At 73.6% G+C, this 19,127-nt stretch carries 13 protein-coding genes, 1 pseudogene and 1 riboswitch; of the genes and pseudogenes, 11 read left to right on the forward strand and 3 right to left on the reverse strand.

Going from position 1 to position 19,127, the window contains the following annotated elements:
• Positions 1–74: 74 nt before the first annotated feature.
• A complete protein-coding gene (locus ACFWJ4_RS05250) occupies positions 75–722 on the reverse strand; it encodes a DUF4352 domain-containing protein (RefSeq protein ID WP_380539375.1) in 648 nt (215 codons plus the stop codon).
• Between the two features lie 217 nt (positions 723–939).
• Between ACFWJ4_RS05250 and ACFWJ4_RS05255 the strand changes: the two genes are divergently transcribed.
• The 4 genes from ACFWJ4_RS05255 (at position 940) to ACFWJ4_RS05270 (ending at position 7,150) form a co-directional block, all read left to right on the forward strand.
• Positions 940–3,132, forward strand: a complete 2,193-nt coding sequence (locus ACFWJ4_RS05255) for an N-6 DNA methylase (RefSeq protein WP_380539378.1) — start codon at positions 940–942, stop codon at positions 3,130–3,132.
• A gap of 224 nt (positions 3,133–3,356) precedes the next feature.
• Entirely contained in the window at positions 3,357–4,067 is a 711-nt protein-coding gene (locus tag ACFWJ4_RS05260) for a hypothetical protein (protein ID WP_380539381.1), read from the forward strand.
• Positions 4,064–5,692, forward strand: coding sequence for a protein kinase (locus ACFWJ4_RS05265; RefSeq protein WP_380539384.1), 1,629 nt, complete (start codon positions 4,064–4,066; stop codon positions 5,690–5,692). The genes ACFWJ4_RS05260 and ACFWJ4_RS05265 overlap by 4 nt, the downstream gene beginning before the upstream one ends.
• 402 nt (positions 5,693–6,094) lie before the next feature.
• On the forward strand, positions 6,095–7,150 hold the full coding sequence (locus tag ACFWJ4_RS05270; protein WP_380539387.1) for a MazG family protein: 1,056 nt from the start codon (positions 6,095–6,097) through the stop codon (positions 7,148–7,150).
• A gap of 4 nt (positions 7,151–7,154) precedes the next feature.
• On the opposite strand, the gene ACFWJ4_RS05275 is transcribed toward ACFWJ4_RS05270, so the two are convergent.
• The gene (locus ACFWJ4_RS05275; protein ID WP_380539390.1) at positions 7,155–7,577 is read right to left on the reverse strand and encodes an SDR family NAD(P)-dependent oxidoreductase; all 423 of its coding nucleotides are present in this window, start codon (positions 7,575–7,577) and stop codon (positions 7,155–7,157) included.
• A gap of 266 nt (positions 7,578–7,843) precedes the next feature.
• On the opposite strand from ACFWJ4_RS05275, the gene ACFWJ4_RS05280 reads away from it, so the two are divergent.
• The 7 genes and pseudogenes from ACFWJ4_RS05280 to ACFWJ4_RS05310 all read left to right on the forward strand — a co-directional run bounded on the left by ACFWJ4_RS05280 (position 7,844) and on the right by ACFWJ4_RS05310 (position 16,202).
• Positions 7,844–9,232, forward strand: coding sequence for a cytochrome P450 (locus tag ACFWJ4_RS05280; protein WP_380539393.1), 1,389 nt, complete (start codon positions 7,844–7,846; stop codon positions 9,230–9,232).
• A gap of 221 nt (positions 9,233–9,453) precedes the next feature.
• A riboswitch (cyclic di-AMP (ydaO/yuaA leader) is annotated at positions 9,454–9,622 on the forward strand.
• Between the two features lie 5 nt (positions 9,623–9,627).
• Positions 9,628–10,533, forward strand: a complete 906-nt coding sequence (locus tag ACFWJ4_RS05285; protein WP_380539396.1) for a transglycosylase family protein — start codon at positions 9,628–9,630, stop codon at positions 10,531–10,533.
• 313 nt (positions 10,534–10,846) lie between these two features.
• Complete coding sequence (gene eno, locus ACFWJ4_RS05290) at positions 10,847–12,133, forward strand: phosphopyruvate hydratase (protein WP_359910003.1); 1,287 nt, start codon at positions 10,847–10,849, stop codon at positions 12,131–12,133.
• Positions 12,134–12,302: 169 nt separating this feature from the next.
• Positions 12,303–12,824 carry a septum formation initiator family protein gene (locus ACFWJ4_RS05295; RefSeq protein ID WP_359910000.1) on the forward strand — a complete coding sequence of 174 codons (522 nt, stop codon included), beginning with the start codon at positions 12,303–12,305 and terminating at the stop codon, positions 12,822–12,824.
• Positions 12,796–13,335 (forward strand): annotated as a pseudogene (locus ACFWJ4_RS05300) (DUF501 domain-containing protein); the annotation flags it as partial. The gene ACFWJ4_RS05295 and the pseudogene ACFWJ4_RS05300, both read left to right, overlap by 29 nt.
• Positions 13,336–13,463: 128 nt before the next feature.
• The gene (locus ACFWJ4_RS05305) at positions 13,464–14,405 is read left to right on the forward strand and encodes an exopolyphosphatase (protein WP_380539399.1); all 942 of its coding nucleotides are present in this window, start codon (positions 13,464–13,466) and stop codon (positions 14,403–14,405) included.
• 429 nt (positions 14,406–14,834) lie between these two features.
• Complete coding sequence (locus tag ACFWJ4_RS05310) at positions 14,835–16,202, forward strand: NAD(P)/FAD-dependent oxidoreductase (protein WP_359909991.1); 1,368 nt, start codon at positions 14,835–14,837, stop codon at positions 16,200–16,202.
• A gap of 178 nt (positions 16,203–16,380) precedes the next feature.
• Here ACFWJ4_RS05310 and ACFWJ4_RS05315 read toward each other — a convergent pair whose 3' ends face one another.
• On the reverse strand, positions 16,381–18,939 hold the full coding sequence (locus ACFWJ4_RS05315) for an ABC transporter permease (protein WP_380539402.1): 2,559 nt from the start codon (positions 18,937–18,939) through the stop codon (positions 16,381–16,383).
• Between the last annotated feature and the right edge of the window lie 188 nt (positions 18,940–19,127).

The raw sequence follows: 19,127 nt of genomic DNA on the forward strand, positions 1-19,127 counted from the left end.
GCCGCCGTTTCGTGTGGACGGGCGCCGGCCGTCGTTGACGCGGTGCGGCGGCCGGCCGACTGTGAACAGGTGCGTCAGCCGAGCTTCCACTGGCCGGTCTGCGGGGCGAAGCCGCTGTCGAGGCCGAACTGGGCCTTGTCGAGCTTGGCGTCCTTCGGGACCTCGAAGGTGACGAAGCCGAGGGCGCTCTCGCCGGGCGCGATGTTGGCGGGGACCTGGAAGCCCGGGCCGGCCTTGGTGTCCGCGATCGTGCTGCCGAAGGCCTGGCCCTGGGCGTCCACCACCTTGGCGCTGTTGCCCGGGACGTCGCTGTAGGCCTTCTTGCCGCTCGCCTTGATCCGGAACTGGACCGAGACGAAGCGCTTGCCGTCGGCCGGGTGGGTGAACTCGTCCTCGCCCTCGGCGTTGTCGACCACCTTCACCAGCGTCACGTCGGCGGTGTCGGCCGGGTCGTTGCCCTTGAGCGCGATGGTGTCGCCGAGCTTGGCGGGCGCCTTGCCGGTGTCGGCGGGCTTGTCCCCGGCGGGCTTGGCGGCCTCGGAGCCGGTGGCGGCCGCGGTCTGCTTCGCCTCCGTCGAGACGGAAGCGCCGCCGGTGGAGTTGCACGCCGTCGCGCTCAGGGTGACCAGCGCGGCGCCCAGCAGCAGGACGGCGGTGCGGCGGGTGGCGCCGCGCCGGGCGGTGGCGCGGCGGACGGCGGTGCGGCGGGCGTTCGCGGACATGGGTGTCTCCCGGTGATCGGTGGTCTTCCCTGCGCCGCCCCGTTCGGTGGCGACGGAGAGATCACACCACTCGGCCGTGAACCATGTCAATGCGATTTCACAAAAGAGCTCTGTTCACATGTGAACTGTGGTCGAGAGGTGCGTCGCTATGCTGTGCGGTCACAGCCCCCGCCCCCGCCCCGGCTGTGCGGTCGCAGCCCCCACCGAAGGAGCCCCCGTGCCGGACCGTCCCGAAGTGACCGCCGCCGAGATCGCCCGGCTGGCCGGAGTCGGCCGGGCCGCGGTCAGCAACTGGCGCCGCCGCCACCCCGACTTCCCGCGCCCGGTCGGCGGCACCGACGCCAGCCCGGCCTTCGCGCTCGCCGAGGTCGAGTCCTGGCTGCGCGCCCAGGGCAAGATCGCCGAACTCCCGCTGCTGGAGCGGGTCTGGCAGCTCGTCGACACCCTCCGCGACCCGGCCGGCCACCCCGCCGCCCCGCTGGTCGAGGCCGGCGCCCTGCTCCTGCTGCTGCACCGCGACCCCGCGCAGTGGGCCGGGCTCGCCGACCGGCCCGACACCCGGCTCGCCCTCGCGCTGCCCCGGGCCGTCAACGGCGCCGCCGTGCACGCCTTCGGCCCCGACGGCGCCCGCACCCTCGGCCTCCCGGGCCTGCTCGGCAGCACCCAGCTGGACCTCGCCCGGCTGCTCGCCGAACTCGCCGCGCGGACGGGCCCGGTCGGCGCGTACGAGCAGCTGCTCACCCGGTACGCCGAGGCCAACACCCGGCAGCTCAGCCCCACCCCGCCGGAGGCCGCCGAACTGCTCGCCGCCGTCGCCGGCGTCCCCGCCACCGTGCTCGACCCGGCCGTCGGCCTCGGCTCCGTCCTGCTCGCCCACCCGCCGACCACCGGCCGCTACGGCCAGGACGCCGACCCGGTCACCGCCGCCCTCGCCCGGCTCCGGATCGCCCTGCACACCCCCGCCGACGACCCCGGCCCGCTCCCGCTCGACCTGCGGGCCGGCGATGCCCTGCGCGCCGACGGCTTCCCCGGCGACACCTTCGAGGCCGTGCTCTGCCAGCCCCCGTACAACGAGCGCGACTGGGGCCACGACGAGCTGCAGTTCGACACCCGCTGGCCCGGCGGGCTCGTCCCGCCGCGCGGTGAGTCCGAACTCGCCTGGGTGCTGCACTGCCTGGCGCACACCCGCCCCGGCGGCCTCGCCGCCCTGCTGCTCCCGCCGACCGTCGCCGCCCGCCGGGCCGGCCGCCGCATCCGGGCCGAACTGCTCCGCTCCGGCGCGCTGCGGGCCGTCATCGCGCTGCCGGCCGGCGCCGCCCCGCCGTACGGCGTCCCGCTGCACCTGTGGGTGCTGCGCGCACCCCGGCCGGGCGGCGACTTCCGCCAGGTGCTGATGCTCGACGCCGGGGCGGCGCTCGCCGGTCCGGGCGGGGCCGCCGGGGCGCAGGCCGCCGAGGGCGGCCGGGACAAGGTCGACTGGACCGAGCTGCGCCGCACCGTCCTGGAGGCCTGGCGCGGCTTCGACCTCGCCGCGCGCGAGGGCCTGCCGGTCCCCGCCGACCGTCCCGGCGTCCACCGGGCGATGGCCGCCATCGACCTGCTCGACGACGAGACCGACCTCTCCCCGGCCCGGCACGTCCCGCCCGCCGCCCCGCTCGGCGGCGCGGCCGAACTCTCCCACCTCGGCGGCCGGCTGGCCGAGCTGCTGGCCGATCTGCCCGACCCGGTCGCGCTGCTGCCGCGGCCCGGCGCCGCGTCCGGTGCCGTATCCGGCGGGGCGTCCGGCGCTACGTCCGGCGGGGCGTCCGGTACGGCTCCCGTCGGGGTGGTCACCATCGGCGAGCTGGTCCGCGGCGGCGCGCTGGAGGTGCACTCCTCCGGCACCGGCGCCGCCACCCGGCCGGCCGGGGCGGGTTCGGGCGGCACCCCCGTCGTCACCGACCAGGACCTCGCCACCGGCGCCGCGCCCAGCGCCGTCCTGGTCGCCGGCCCCGGCCCGGCCGGGGACGTCCGCACCCGCCCCGGCGACGTCCTGGTCCCCGCCCTCGGCGGCGGCACCGCCCGGGTCGTCCCCGCCGAGGGCCCGCTGGTCGGCGCCGCCCTCGGCCGCCAGCTCCACCTCCTGCGGCCCGACCCGGCCGCCCTCGACCCCGAGTTCCTGGCCGGCCAGTTCCGCTCCACCGCCGGCACCCGGCGCGCCGCCAGCCACGCCACCACCACCGCCCGGCTCGACATCCGCCGGGTCGAACTGCCCCGCCTCCCGCTCCCCGCCCAGCAGCGCCTCGGCGCCGCCTTCGCCCGCCTCGCCGCTTTCGACACCGCCCTCGCCCGGGCCGCCGCCCTCGGCCGCAGCCTCGCCCAGGCCGCCACCGACGCCCTGGCGACCGGCACCCTGGCGCCGCCGGACTGACACCCGCCCCGCGGACCGGGGCCGGGCCCGCGGGGGTCCGATCCGGCAGGACCCGCGACGCGCGCCCGCAGGTGACCCCGGCTCAGTAGCGGCGCGGTACCGGCGGGATACCGATGCGGCAGCGGGCGGACGGAAGCCCTCCGGAGCGGCCGGGCCGGGCGGTACGGTGTGCGGAACCGGTCGCACCGCCCTCGGTGCCGGTCCTCACCAGCTCAGGAGCGCGCATGTCAGGGCAGTACCCCGGGCAGTTCGGACCGCCGCCCGGCGGGGCGCCGTACGGGCAGGGGTACGCGCCGGGCCCGGTGCCGGGCCCGCCCGCACCGGGGGGAGCGGCCGGGCCGGGGGGAACGGCCGGACCGCCCCCGATCCCCGGACGGTTCGGGGTGGTTGTGCGGGTGCTGTGCGCGCTGGCCCCGCTGGTCACCTTCGGCCTGCTCGGGGTCGTCCCCTCGCTGCTGCTGGCGGTCCGGCGCCGACGGGCGTACGACATCCTCGGCGCGGCGGTGTTCTGCGCGCTGCTGCTCGCCATGATCGTCTCCGCCGGGGTCGCGGGCACCCTGAAGAACCCGACCGCCGACACCACCGGCCAGATCACGCTGGCCGTGCTGTGGCTCCTGCCGACGGCGCACTTCCTGGTGATGGACAGCCGCGCGGTCTGGCTGGCCGGGCCGCCGGCGCCGCAGGCCGTGCCGCGCACCGCTCCGCAGGTCCTCTCGCCGTACGCGGTGCCGAACGTCTCGCCGTACGGGGCCACCGTGCCCGGGTACGGGGCGCCCGCGCAGGCCCCCGTGCCCGCTCACGCTCCCGTGCCCGCTCCCGTCGTGCCGACCGCGACCGCCGCCCCCGCCCCCTCGGCCCCCGCCCCCGAAACCGCCCACGACCTGCGCGAGCTGGGCGAGTTGCTGCGCCGCCAGGCCCGCGAGGACCGGCCGTGACCGCCACCCGGCTGATCGCCGGCCGCTACCGGCTCACCGAGAAGATCGGCCACGGCGGCATGGGCCAGGTCTGGGCCGGCCAGGACGAACGACTGCACCGCCCGGTCGCGGTCAAACTGCTCCGCCCCGAGCACCTGCTCCCCGGCGGGACCGGCTCCGGAGGCGAACGGGCCCGCCACGGCGACGAGTTGAGCCGCCGCTTCCTGCGCGAGTGCCGGATCACGGCCGCGCTCGACCACCCCGGGCTGGTCACCGTCTTCGACGCGGGCGAGGACGAGGGCGAGCTCTACCTCGTCATGCAGCGCATCCCCGGAGTCAGCCTGGCCGACCTCATCGCCGAGGACGCACCCTTCCCGATCGAACGCGCGGCAGCCGTCGCCGCCCAGCTGTGCACCGCGCTGGCCGCCGTCCACGCCATCCCGGTGGTCCACCGCGACCTCAAACCGAGCAACGTCATGGTCCGCGAGGACGGCCGCACCGTCCTGCTCGACCTCGGCATCGCCACCGCCCTCGACACCGAGACCACCCGGCTGACCCTCACCGGCGTGCCCGTCGGCAGCCCCTCCTACATGGCCCCCGAACAGGCCCTCGCCGCCACCACCGACCCGCGCAGCGACCTCTACGCGCTCGGCTGCCTGCTGCACGAGATGCTCGCCGGCGAGGAGCCGTTCCGGGCCCCCACCGCGCTCGGCGTCCTGCGCCGACACGTCGACGAACCACCCGTCCCGCTGCGGGAGTTGCGCCCCGACGTGCCGCAGCCGCTGGAACAGCTGGTGCTCGACCTGCTCGCCAAGCAGCCCGCCGACCGCCCCGCCGACGCCCGGAGCGTGTACGCGCGGCTGCTCCCGCTGCTGCCCCCGGCCGACGGCGCCCCGCAGCCCCGCTACACGCCGCTGCCGGACCCGGCCCGCCCCTTCCGCTACCCGCACCAGCCGCAGCCGCCGGCCGCGGCGGCCGCCCCGGCGCCCGTGGTCCGCTCCGAGCCCCGGCCCTTCCTCATGCCACCCGCCCCCGCGACACCTCCCCCCGTCCCCGCGGAGCCCGACCTCGGCGCCGAGTGCGCCCGGCTCTCCGACCTGGTCGACGCCGGCCGCCACACCGAGGTGCTCGGCCTCGCCGCCCGCCTGCTGCCCCGGGCCGAGGCCGAACTCGGCGACACCGCACCCCTGGTGCGCACCATCCGCACCATCTACGCCCGCACCCTCCTGCACGAGGGCCACCCCCAGCAGGCCCTCCCCGAGTACCGCCGCCTCGCCGCCACCGCCGACGGCGGCCCGCACGGCCCCCAGGGCCTCGACCACCGCTACCGCGCCGCCATCTGCCTCGACCGGCTCGGCCACGGCGCCGAGGCCCTCACCGAGTACCAGGCCCTCCTCACCGCCCACACCGCCCGCCTCGAATCCGGCCTCGACACCGACCCCGAGCGCGCCTACGACCTCCGCGAACGCATCGGCCTCCACCTCGCCGCCACCGGCGACCCCCAGAACGCCTGGCAGTGGCTGCTCCCCCTCCTCCTCGACCGCGAACGCCGCGACGGCCCCCACCACCCCACCGTCCGCCGCCTCCGCCAGTCCCTCTCCACCCTCACCCCCACCTCCACCCCCTGGCCCCCGACCCCGCACTGACCGGCGGCCACGGCCTCCACCGTCCTGGGACCCCACCGCCGTCGGCGGACCGCTGTGCCGGCCTGCGCCTCGGCCCCGACTGGCGCGGGCCGCGCCACTGCGCAGCACTGGTCCCCGGCACCCAGTGCCGGTGGCGCTGTGCCGGTCCGGGCGTGCCGCCCTGCCCGTCCTCGGAGAATCCCCAGTGGCTCCAGCCCTCTTGGAGCCCCGGACATCCCGGGACGCGCGTGTTCTCCACCGGCCCACATCCGGTGCCCCTATGCGTGTTGGCATCTCGGATCAGGAAGTCGGCCGGGCCGACTTCCTGCGTTCATGCGGGCGGGTGGGGTCCATTCCCCGGGAACGGAGCCCGGGGGAGGGGAACGGGCGGGCGGGGCGGGGGTGCGGGGGTAGGTTCGGGGGGTGACGACGAATGCTGTGCCGACGAAGACTCCGGGCGCGAAGTTGATCCTGCTGACCACCACCCACCGGGTGGCTCCCGGCCTGCTGGCGTGGCCGGCGTGGGAGGCGTTGCGGTCGGCGGGGCGGGTGCTGGTGGGGGACGAGTGGCATCCGCAGGTGGCGGCGGTGCGGCAGGCCGGGGTGGTGGTGGAGGTCGTGCCGGCCGGGTCGGCGCCCGCGTTGGCGCGGCTGCTGACCGGGCAGCCCGCCGTGGCCGGGCCGACGGTGTGGCTGGGCAGTCCGGACGGGGATCCGGGGCTGACCGACGCGCTGGCGAGGCTGGCGGTGGAGCACGCCGGCGAGGTGCCGGAGATCGAGGTGCTGCCCGGCTCGTACGACCTGCCGGGGTCGCGGCTGCTGGACCTGGTGACGGTGATGGACCGGCTGCGTTCCCCGGGCGGCTGCCCCTGGGACGCCGAGCAGACGCACGAGAGCCTGGTGAAGTACCTGGTCGAGGAGGCGTACGAGCTGGTCGAGGCGATCGAGGAGGGGGACCGGGAGGCGCTGCGCGAGGAGTTGGGCGACGTCCTGCTGCAGGTGTTCTTCCACTCCCGGATCGCCGAGGAGCACCCGACCGAGCCGTTCACCGTCGACGACGTGGCCGGGGACATCGTCGAGAAGCTGATGTACCGGCACCCGCACGTGTTCGGGGACGTCGAGGCCGGCGGCGCCGCCGAGGTGGAGGCGAACTGGGAGCAGCTGAAGGCGGCCGAGAAGGCGGACCGCGAGTCGGTGCTGGACGGCGTGCCGGCCGGGCTGCCCGCGCTGGCGTACGCGGCGAAGCTGGTGTCCCGGGTGCGCCGGGCGGGTTTCACGGGGGTGCCGGACGAGTCGTACGAGTTGCCGGTCGAGCTGACCGCCGACTCGGCGGGCCGGCTGCTGCTCGCGGTGGCGCAGCGGGCGCACGACGCCGGGGTGGACGTGGACGCGGCGCTGCGGTCGGCCGCGCGCGGTTACCGGGACGCGGTGCGCGCGGCCGAAGGCCTCAAGCCGGCCGGGGAGCCCGACGGGAAGTAGGCGCTCAGGCCGCCGTGGCGGTGTGCTCCGGGCACCGCTGCGGCGGGACGAGTTCGCCGATGGCCTCGCCGACGAGGACGACGAGTTCGGCGAGCCGCTCCAGGTCGAGGTGGTCGGGCAGTTCGGCCAGCGAGATGATCCGCTCGCCGTCCGGGCCGGCCACGGCGAACAGGTCGATCGGTCCGAGGTGCTTCTCGGCGGTGTCGACGAGGGCGGCGACGTCGCTGGGGCGGCGGATGTCGCCGCAGACGCCGACGACGGGGCAGCCCGGCCGGTCGAGTTCGGCGGCGAGGTCCTCGGCGATGCCGGCGTACTGGTCGGCGATGAGCATTCCGGAGGCGCCGGCCGCGGCGAACCGGCGGGCGAGTCCCGCGCCCGAACCGCCGTCGAGGACCGCGATGACGACGACTGACCCGCTGACCCGCATGGCCTGCTCCTCCCTGTGGACGACACCGCACCGGCGCCCACGCGTACTGCGGAGGATCGTAGGCACGTCCTGACCCTCCGCAACAGGGATTACCCCGCAGGTGACCAGGCTCACGCCCGCATCGCGGCCAAGAGTCGGCCAAGAGCTGTCCATTGACCGTCCGCGGACAGTCAACGGGCCGTCCATGAACCGTCCATGGGCCGTCCACGGAGCATCGGCGGCCCGCCGGAGCGGGGCGTGCCCGTCGCACCGGATACGGTCGGTCCATGCCAGCTCAGCCCGACTCCGCCCGGCCCGCCGCCACGCCGTCCGACGCCACCGCCCCGCAGCTGTTCACCTGGGAGTTCGCCTCCGATCCGTACCCCGCCTACGCCTGGCTGCGCGAGCACGCCCCGGTGCACCGCACCACGCTGCCGAGCGGGGTGGAGGCCTGGCTGGTGACCCGGTACGCGGACGCCCGGCAGGCGCTCGCGGACAGCCGGCTGTCGAAGAACCCGGCGCACCACAGCGAGCAGGCGCACCGCACCGGCCGGGTGGGCATCCCGGGGGAGCGGCAGGCGGACCTGATGACCCACCTGCTGAACATCGACCCGCCGGACCACACCCGGCTGCGCCGGCTGGTGTCGAAGGCGTTCACCCCGCGCCGGGTGGCCGAGTTCGAGCCGCGGGTGCAGCAGCTCACCGACCGGCTGATCGACGGCTTCGCGCAGCGCGGTTCGGCGGACCTGATCCACGAGTTCGCCTTCCCGCTCCCCATCTACGCGATCTGCGACATGCTGGGCGTGCCGGCCGAGGACCAGGACGACTTCCGGGACTGGGCCGGGATGATGGTGCGCCACACGAAGCCGGGCCACGGCGGCGGCCAGCGCGGCGGCGTGGGGCGGGCGGTGAAGCGGATGCGGGCGTACCTGCTGGAGCTGATCCACCGCAAGCGCGCGGACCTCGGGGACGACCTGATCTCGGGCCTGATCCGGGCGAGTGACCACGGTGAGCACCTGACCGAGAACGAGGCCGCGGCGATGGCCTTCATCCTCCTGTTCGCGGGTTTCGAGACCACCGTGAACCTGATCGGCAACGGCACGTACGCCCTGCTGCGCAATCCGGAGCAGCGCCGGTTGCTGCAGGAGTCGGTGGCCCGCGGGGAGAGCGCGCTGCTGGAGACCGGGATCGAGGAACTCCTGCGCTACGACGGGCCGGTGGAGATGGCGACCTGGCGGTTCGCGACCCGGCCGCTGACCATCGGCGGGGTGGACATCCCGGTCGGCGACCCGGTGCTGGTGGTGCTCGCCGCGGCGGACCGCGACCCGGCCCGGTTCGCGGCCGAGAACACCCTGGACCTGGCCCGGACGGACAACCCCCACCTGGGCTTCGGGCACGGCATCCACTACTGCATCGGCGCTCCGCTCGCCCGCTTGGAGGGTCGTGCCGCGCTGACCACGCTGCTTTCCCGGCTGCCCGATCTCCGGCTCGCGGAAAGCGCGGACGACCTGCGGTGGCGCGGTGGCCTGATCATGCGTGGGCTGCGCGAACTCCCGGTGGAATTCAGTCCGGAGAGCCGTTCCCCGCACGCCTCTCCGCAGACCCCTCCGCACGCTCCTTCGCAGGCCTCTCCGCAGGCCTCGTCGAACACTCCCGCCACGCCTCCGACCTGCTGAGATCGCACTGACGGGACGTCGCGAACCACCTGCCGACGGGGGTGTGAACACCCATCAATCCGGACATAACACCGCCGTTGGTAGGCGATCGAACACGCGCCGTAATTATTGTGTGATATCGACGATATGAGCTTGTGATTGGTCTGATGATCTGTCTACTCTCCCTGGAGTTCGCAGCTGCGGACCTCGTACGCGGAACGCCGAGTCCTGCCCGCCGCGTCACGGGAAACCGACCAGAACCCTGGGCAGGGGCGGGGGAACCAGGTTTGTTGCCGTCTCCCCACGGCTTGGGGTGAAGCCGCCCGAGCGGAATCGTTTCCGCATACGGCGGCCGGGCCACCTCCCGGTCCGAACCCGACAGCTCACCTCGCAGGCGTGCGGAGAGGGACCTCTTCATGCTGTTCGTTGGAACTGGCCGTCACCGTCGTCGCACCCAGGCCGAGAAGGCCATCGCCGTCGCCGGTGTGGCCGGCGTCGGACTCGCGATGCCGCTCCTCACCGCCACCGGCGCCTCCGCCGCCCCCGCCTCCACCTGGGACGCGGTCGCCCAGTGCGAGGCCGGTGGCAACTGGAGCATCAACACCGGCAACGGCTTCTACGGCGGCCTCCAGTTCACCTCCAGCACCTGGAAGGCGTACGGCGGCACCGCCTACGCGCCGCAGGCCAACCAGGCCAGCAAGGCCCAGCAGATCTCGGTCGCCGAGAAGGTGCTGGCCTCGCAGGGCCCGGGTGCCTGGCCGGTCTGCTCCCAGAAGGCCGGTCTGACCAAGGGCGGCGCCCCGGCCGCGGTCGACACCTCCTCGGACGCCAAGCCGCAGTCCGCCCCCAAGCAGCAGACCCCGAAGCCCGCCGCCAAGCCGGCCGAGAAGCCGGTCGCGCAGCAGCCCGCCGCCCAGAAGCAGGCCCCGAAGCCCGCCGCGCAGCCGGTCCAGCAGGCCGCCCCGCAGCAGCAGGCGCAGCCGCAGACCCCGGGCTTCTCCGGCAAGGCCGGCTGGGACGCCGACGCCAAGGTGTACTGGTACCAGAGCAACGGCGCCTGGTACTGGACCAGCCACCAGAGCGTCTACCAGCAGTACGCCGGCCAGGCCGCCGCCCAGCCGCAGTACGCCCCGCAGGCCGCGCAGTCGGCCCCGCAGGCCACCGGCCACGACTACACCGTCCGCGCCGGTGACACCCTGTCGACCATCGCCGCCGCCCAGGGCGTGTCCGGCGGCTGGCACGCGCTGTACGAGCAGAACCACGGCACGGTCGGCGGCGACCCGAACCTGATCATGCCCGGCCAGGTGCTGCACCTCGGCTGACCCGGCCCGCTCGACGCCGGCCAGCTCGACGCCGGCCCGCCCGCCGCGCCCGGCGCCGACGCCGCCTCACCCCGCCGTCCGAAGGGGACCGGTCCTACCGGTCCCCTTCGTCCGCATTCGCCCGCTCCGGTGGGACAAGCTGGGACAAGCAGGTGAACTACCGGTGGGTAGTGGGGCCACACGCTGAGACGGGACCGAGGCGGACGTGGCCCCGGGAGCCCGGGCGGTTAGGCTCTGGTCGTAACGACTCCGCAATCGTCCTGCTGACAGCACCACCGTCAGACCGGACCCTGCTTCCGCAAGGAGATGCCTCGTGCCGTCCATCGATGTCGTCGTAGCCCGTGAGATCCTCGACTCCCGCGGCAACCCCACGGTCGAGGTCGAGGTCGGCCTCGACGACGGCAGCACGGGTCGTGCCGCTGTCCCGTCGGGTGCTTCCACCGGTGCCTTCGAGGCGCTGGAGCTGCGTGACGGTGACAAGAACCGCTACTTCGGCAAGGGCGTCGAGAAGGCCGTCCTGGCCGTCATCGAGCAGATCGGCCCGGAGCTGGTCGGCTACGACGCCACCGAGCAGCGCCTGATCGACCAGGCCATGCTGGACCTGGACGCCACCCCGGACAAGTCCTCGCTCGGCGCCAACGCCATCCTGGGCGTCTCGCTGGCCGTCGCGCACGCCGCCTCCGAGGCCAGCGACCTGCCGCTGTTCCGCTACCTGGGCGGCCCGAACGCGCACGTCCTGCCGGTCCCGATGATGAACATCCTCAACGGTGGGTCGCACGCGGACTCCAACGTCGACATCCAGGAGTTCATGATCGCCCCGATCGGCGCGGAGTCCTTCTCCGAGGCCGTCCGCTGGGGCGTCGAGGTCTACCACACGCTCAAGGGCGTGCTGAAGGAGCGCGGCCTGTCCACCGGTCTGGGCGACGAGGGCGGCTTCGCCCCGAACCTGGACTCCAACCGCGAGGCGCTGGACCTCATCGTCGAGGCCATCGAGAAGGCCGGCTACGTGCCCGGCCGTGACGTCGCGCTGGCCCTGGACGTCGCCTCCTCCGAGTTCTACGAGGACGGCGCCTACCAGTTCGAGGGCAAGGACCTCACCGCCGCCGAGCTCATCGAGTACTACGCCGAGCTGGTCGCCGCCTACCCGCTGGTCTCCATCGAGGACCCGCTGGACGAGTCCGACTGGGACGGTTGGAAGGCCATGACCGACAAGCTGGGCGACAAGGTCCAGCTGGTCGGCGACGACCTGTTCGTCACCAACCCGGCCCGCCTGGCCCGCGGCATCGAGACCGGCACCGCCAACGCGCTGCTGGTGAAGGTGAACCAGATCGGCTCGCTGACCGAGACCCTGGACGCCGTCGAGCTGGCCCAGCGCAACGGCTACCGCTGCATGATGTCGCACCGCTCCGGCGAGACCGAGGACGTCACCATCGCCGACCTGGCCGTCGCCACCAACTGCGGCCAGATCAAGACCGGTGCCCCGGCCCGCTCCGAGCGCGTCGCCAAGTACAACCAGCTGCTGCGCATCGAGGAGATCCTCGACGACGCCGCCGAGTACGCCGGCCGCGGCGCCTTCCCGCGCTTCCGCTCCGCGGAGTAGCAGGAACGGCCGCTCGTGGAGCGACCGGGTCCGGCCGCTGTGCGGAGCGATCCGCACGGCGAGCACGAGGGCCGGGCGCTCCCGGTAGCGCACGCCTGACCGGTGCCCCGCCGTTCACCCCGTAGGGTGGACGGCGGGGCACCGTCGCGACCAGGAGGGGATACGGGAGATGGCTGGCTGGAGGATCCCGGGCTTGGCGGCCCGGCCCCGGTTCACGAGCCGGGCGACCGTCCTCGTCCTGGTGCTCTGTTCGCTGGTGGCGATCCTCGCCTACCCGACGCGGCAGTTCATCTCCCAGCGCGCCGAGATCTCCGCCCAGCGGGCGAAGGCCGACCACGCGCGCCAGCAGGTCGAGCAGCTGCGCCGGGAGAAGGCCCGCTGGCAGGACCCGGAGTACGTGAAGGCGCAGGCCCGCGCCCGGCTGCACTACGCGGTGCCGGGGGAGACCCCGTACATCGCGGTGGATCCGGCCGGCCGGGCCTCCGCCCAGCCCTCCTCGTCCGCGGCGGGTGCGGCCTCCTCCGGCACCGCGGCCTCCGGAAGCGCCGCCGACCGGACGAAGGCCGCCAAGCCCTGGTACGCCGGCATCTGGGACTCGGTGGACGCCGCCGACACCGCGGCGGCGGCCCCCGCCACCCCCCTTCCCCTCCCACCGTCCCCCGTTGGAGACACCTCCCCCCATGACCACTGAGAACCACCCCTCCGTCTCCGACGCCGACGTCGCGGCCATCGCCGCCCAGCTCGGCCGGGTGCCGCGCGGCCTGCGCGGCGTGGCGCACCGCTGCCCCTGCGGCAACCCGGACGTCGTGGAGACGGCCCCCCGGCTGCCGGACGGCACGCCGTTCCCCACGCTCTACTACCTGACCTGCCCCAAGGCCGCCTCGCTGATCGGCACCCTGGAGGCGGAGGGCGTGATGAAGGACCAGAGCGCCCGGCTCGCCGAGGACCCGGAGCTGGCGGCCGCCTACCAGAGGGCGCACGAGGACTACATCGCCCGGCGCGACGCGATCGAGGTGCTGGAGGGCTTCCCGAGCGCCGGCGGCATGCCGGACCGGGTGAAGTGCCTGCACGTGCTGGTCGGCCACTCGCTGGCGGCCGGCGAGGGCGTCAACCCGCTCGGCGACGAGGCGATCGGCATGCTGGAGGACTGGTGGGCCAAGGGCCCGTGCGTCTCCCCGGCGGAGGTCGAGGCCGCAGGTGAGCGGGTCGCCCGCAACCGCGCCAAGGAGCAGGACCACGAGGCCGTGATCGCCGCCAAGGAGCAGAAGACCGCCGAGCGCGCCGCGAAGAAGCGCGCCGTGGAGGAAGCCGCGGCGGAGCGGGAGTCCGAGTGAGCACGACCCGAGTGGCCGCGATCGACTGCGGCACCAACTCGATCCGCCTGCTGGTCGCCGACCTCGACCCGGAGACGGGGGAGATCACCGACCTCGACCGCCGGATGATCGTCAACCGGCTGGGCCAGGGCGTGGACCGCACCGGCCGGCTGCACCCCGACGCGCTGGCCCGCACCTTCGCGGCCTGCCGGGAGTACCAGGAGATCATCGCCGGCTTCGGCGTCGGCCCGGAGCGGGTCCGCTTCGTCGCCACCAGTGCCTCCCGGGACGCCGAGAACAGCGACGAGTACGTCAAGGGCGTGCGCGACATCCTGGGCGTCGAGCCCGAGGTGGTGAGCGGCGAGGAGGAGGCGCACCTGTCCTTCGTGGGCGCCACCAAGGAGCTGACTGGCGGTCAGTTCCCCGGCCCGTACCTGGTGTTCGACCTCGGCGGCGGCTCCACCGAGTTCGTGCTCGGCTCGGAGGACGTCCAGGCGGCCCGCTCGGTGAACATCGGTTGCGTGCGGCTCACCGAGCGGTACTTCGGCGACGCCGAGCTGCCCTCGGAGGAGCAGGTCGAGGCCGCCCGGGCGCACGTGCGGGCGGAGCTGGACCGGGCCGAGGAGGTCGTCCCGCTGACCGGCGCGGCCACCCTGGTGGGCCTGGCCGGGACGGTCACCACGGTGTCCGCGATCGCCCAGGGCCTGCCCGGCTACGACTCGGCGGCGATCCACCACTCGCGGATCGGCCGGGACCGGGTCGCCGGGATCGCCCGGGAGCTGCTGGCCGCCACCCACGCCGAGCGCGCGGCCATCCCGTCGATGCACCCGGGCCGGGTGGACGTGATCGCGGCCGGGGCGCTGGAGCTGCTGGAGATCATGGAGCGCACCGGCGCCGCCGAGGTGGTCGTGAGCGAGCACGACATCCTCGACGGAATCGCCTGGGGTATTGCCTCCTGACCCCGTGCGGGGCTTACCCGGACCGGCCCCGGCACCCCTTTCGGGGGGCCGGGGCCGGGGCGCGCCCGAGCGCGGGCGGAAAAGTTCGTGAATTTCTTCACATGGCGATCCGGCCATTCGCCGCACCCACCCGCCCGCTACGTCCGAAATGTGGGACCGAAGGCCTGGTGGCCGGGTAGCCCATGGGATCGCAGGTCAGGGCTCGCTTGAGGTTTGAAATTCGAAATCATGCGCGGGAACCCGGGCGCTGTGCGGATCGTTGCTGCTCAGGCCGGTCGTGCTCCGGCGCGCGCTCGCGCGGGGCCGTCCAGGGGTGGGGGTCGCCGTGCCGGGCCCGGTTTTGCGGCCGCGCAGTGTAGCACGGGGGGTCCTTCATCTTGTGACCGGGCTCACGAAGGCTGCTCCGGACGGTGCTGGATACTTTCGGATATGAGCACCACGGAGCGTCCTCGCATCCTCATTGTCGGCGGTGGTTACGTCGGCCTGTATGCCGCGATGCGCATCCTCAAGAAGATGCGTTACGGCGAAGCGACCGTCACGGTCGTGGACCCGCGGTCGTACATGACGTACCTGCCCTTCCTCCCCGAGGCGGCCGGCGGCAACGTCGCGCCCCGCAACCTCGTCGCGCCGCTGCGCAGCGCCCTCAAGCAGGCGGAGGTGCTGACCGGGTCCGTCACCGGCATCGACCACGCCCGCAAGGTCGCCACCATCCAGCCCGCGGCCGGCGACAGCTACGAGCTGCCCTTCGAGTACCTGGTCGTCGCGACCGGCTCGGTCTCCCGCACCTTCCCGATCCCGGGTCTGGCGGAGAACGGCATCGGCATGAAGACGGTCGAGGAGGCCATCGGCCTCCGCAACCACGTCATGGCCCAGCTCGACAAGGCCGAGTCCACCACGGACGAGGAGATCCGCCGCAAGGCGCTGACCTTCGTGGTGATCGGTGGCGGCTTCGCCGGCATCGAGACCGTCGCCGAGGTCGAGGACATGGCCCGCGACGCGGCCAAGCTGTACAAGACCGTCAGCCGCGAGGACATGCGCTTCGTGGTGGTCGAGGCGGCCAACCGCATCCTCCCCGAGATGGGCCCGGACCTCGGTCTGTGGACCAAGGAGAAGCTCGAGGAGCGCAACATCGAGGTCTACATCGAGACCTCCATGGACTCCTGCGTCGACGGCCACGTCATGCTGAAGAACGGCATGGAGATGGACGCCTCCACCATCGTGTGGACGGCCGGCGTGAAGCCGAACCCGGTGCTGTCCGAGTTCGGCCTGCCGCTGGGCCCGCGCGGCCACGTCGACACCGCGCCGACCCTCCAGGTCCAGGGCTTCGACTACGTCTGGGCCGCCGGCGACAACGCCCAGGTGCCGGACCTCGCCGCCGGCGAGGGCGCCTGGTGCCCGCCGAACGCGCAGCACGCCTGCCGCCAGGCCGTCGTCCTCGGCGACAACGTGATCTCCGGCATGCGCGGCTTCCCGCAGAAGGAGTACAAGCACAAGAACCTCGGTGCGGTCGCCGGCCTCGGCCTGCACAAGGGCGTGGCGATCCTCTTCGGCAAGTACAAGCTGAAGGGCCGTCCGGCCTGGTGGTTCCACCGCCTGTACCACGGCGCGATGGTGCCGACCTTCAACCGCAAGGTCCGCGTCTTCACCGACTGGACGCTCGCGATGTTCCTCAAGCGCGAGATGGTCGGCCTCGCCCAGATGGAGCGGCCGCAGCTTCCGATCCAGGAGGTCACTCCGCCCACCAAGCCCGTCGAGGCCGCCAAGCCGGCCGCCGACAAGGCACTCGCCAGCAAGTAAGCGACTGAGACCCCGGTGTGGGAGCACCGGGGTATGAGTCGGAGGCCCTCCGCCCGGCAGCGTTGCCGGACCACGACCTCCGTGGTGCTCAGCCGGCCGTGCGACCGGGCGGAGTACAGAAGTAGAAGGTCCCCTGCCGAAACCCTCCGGCAGGGGACCTCTCTCGTTGCGGGACCGGTCAGTCGGTCTTGATGCTCGACAGGATGTCCAGCTTGGACGCCCGGCGGGCCGGCCAGATCGCGGCCACCAGGCCGACCACCCCGGCCAGCGCCAGGAACATCGCCAGCTGGCCGTACGGCAGGACCGTGGTCAGGCCGGAGAGGCTGGCCTTCAGGGTGCCGTTGATCGCCCAGGCGATGAAGCAGCCGAGCAGCAGGCCGATGCCGGCGCCGAACAGCGAGATCACCACGGACTCCAGACGGACCATCCGCTTGATGCCGCTGCGGTCCAGGCCGATCGCCCGCAGCATCCCGATCTCGCGCTTGCGCTCGAAGACCGACATCGCCAGCGTGTTGACCACGCCCAGGATCGCGATCAGGACCGCCATCCCCAGCAGGCCGTACATCAGGTTCAGCGCGAAGGTGATGGTCTGGCTGAACTCGTCCCGGACGTCCTGCTTGGACTTCACCTCGATCACCGGGTTGGCGCCGGTGGCGTCCTTGAGCGCCTGCTTGAGGCCGTCGGTGGCGCCGTCCTTGCCCTTGACCAGGACGTCGGAGACGTACGGCTTCGGCTCGTGCTTGGCGATCTCGCTGTTGGCCAGCATGACCGGGCCGAGCATGCCGCCGGCCTTGTACACGCCGCCGACGGTGACCTTGCCGGTGGACTCGTCCGGGTAGGCCACGGTCAGCACCGAGCCGGTGGTGACGTTCAGCTTCTTGGCGGCGTCCTCGTCCAGCAGCAGCTGGCCCTGGCCGAAGCCGGCGGTGGAGCCGCTGGTCAGCTCGACGTCGGCGAGCTGGTCGAGGACGGCCGCGTCCAGGCCGTTGACCGTCCTGCTGGTGCCGTTCAGGTCCCAGTACGCGGTCGTCATCGCCGAGGAGGCGGCCACCCCGGGGGCCTTGGCGATCTGGGCGGGCACCTGCTCGGACAGGCTCATGCCGTTGGCGGCACCGACGATGAAGTCGGCCTTCATCGAGCTGGTGACGGCCCGGTCGATGGTGTCGTTGACCGAGGCGCCGATCACGGTGAGCCCGGTGACCAGGGTCAGACCGATGGTCAGCGCGGCGGCGGTGGCCGCGGTGCGGCGCGGGTTGCGCACCGCGTTCTGCTGGGCGAGCTTGCCCGGGGTGCCGCCGAGACCGCGCAGCAGCGGGCCGACCAGCGCGACCACCGGACGGGAGAGCAGCGGCAGCAGGACGAACACGCCGATCAGGGCCAGGAAGGCGCCCAGGCCGACCGGCAGCCGGCCGCTGTCGTTGCCGGTGGAGGCGCCGTAGCCGATCAGGGCGAGGCCGCCGCCGGCGAGCACCGAGCCGATCGTGTTGCGGACCACCAGGCTCTTCTGGGAGACCGGCTGGTCGCCGCTGCTCATCGCGGCCACCGGGGCGATCCGAGAGGCGCGCATGGCGGGCAGCAGGGCCGACATGACCGTCACCAGGACGCCGACCACGACCGTCACCACGACGGTGAGCGGCTTGATCACCAGCGAGCCGTTCGGCATGTTCTCGTTCATCGCGCCGATCAGCGACTGCATCCCGGCGCCGATCCCGATGCCGGCGAGCAGGCCGGCCACGGCGGAGGCGGTGCCGATCAGCAGGGCCTCGATCAGCACGGACCGGGTGACCTGCTTGCGGCTGGCACCGATGGCCCGCATCAGGGCCAGCTCCTTGGTGCGCTGGGCGACCAGCATGGTGAAGGTGTTGGCGATGATGAAGATGCCGACGAAGAGCGAGATGAAGGCGAAGACCAGGAGCATCGTGCGCATGCTGCTGGTGCTCCTGGTGATCATCTCCTGCTCGTCGGCCTTGAGCTTGGCGCCGGTCTCGACGTCGAACTGGTGGCCGGAGGGCACCACGGGCTGGGCCTGGGCGAGCAGCGCGTCCTGGCTGGTGCCGGGCTTGGCGGTGAGCACGATGCCGCTGTAGCGGCCCGGCTCCAGCAGGGTCTGCTGGGCGGTGGCCCGGTCGAACAGGGTGAGCGAGCCGCCGGTGTTGACCACCGGGTCGTCGGTGGTGAAGACGCCGGTGAGCTTCGCCTCGACGACCGGGCCGTTGGCGGCGACCCGGACGGTGTCGCCGACCTTGTAGCCGCCCTTGTCGGCGGTCTTGCGGTCGAGCGCGACCTCCTTGGCGGTCTTCGGGCCCTGGCCCTCGACCATCGGGTAGCGCGGGTCCTTGCCGTCCTGGCCCGGCGCGAAGTTGGCGCCCTTGGCGGCCCAGACCTGGCCGATCAGGTTGCCCTTCTTGTCGGCGACGCCGGTGAAGCCGCTGACGACGCCTCGGGCGCCGGCGGTGCCCGGCAGGGCGGACAGCTGCTGGACGGTGGCGTCGGTGAGGGCGGCCGAGCCGCCCTCGCTCTTCTGCCGGGCGGAGGCGGCGGAGCCGGCCGCGCGGTCCACCACCTGGACCGAGACGTCCGAGTAGCTCTTGGAGTTGCTGTCCCGCATGGCCTTGCCGAAGGTGTCGGAGAAGACCATGGTTCCGGCCACGAAGGCGGTGCCGAGCATGACGGCCAGTGCCGTCATCAGCAGTCGGCCCTTGTGGGCCAGCACATTGCGCAGTGCGGTGCGATACATGGGGTGTCCTGGGAAGGGTCGGTGAGCGGGCTGCGGCCGCCGGGCCGGATCGGTCGGGCGTTAAGGGCGTGTCTGACAATTCCCGCCGGGTGCGCGACGCCGGGGCACGCACCTCGCCGCGTTGTCGTCGGTCGCCAATGCTCCGCAGTGGCTCCCTCCTCCGCCTTGCGATGCACGCACCCCAACGC

Source organism: Kitasatospora sp. NPDC127067 (assembly GCF_042724755.1).
Lineage (GTDB): Bacteria > Actinomycetota > Actinomycetes > Streptomycetales > Streptomycetaceae > Kitasatospora > Kitasatospora lactacystinica.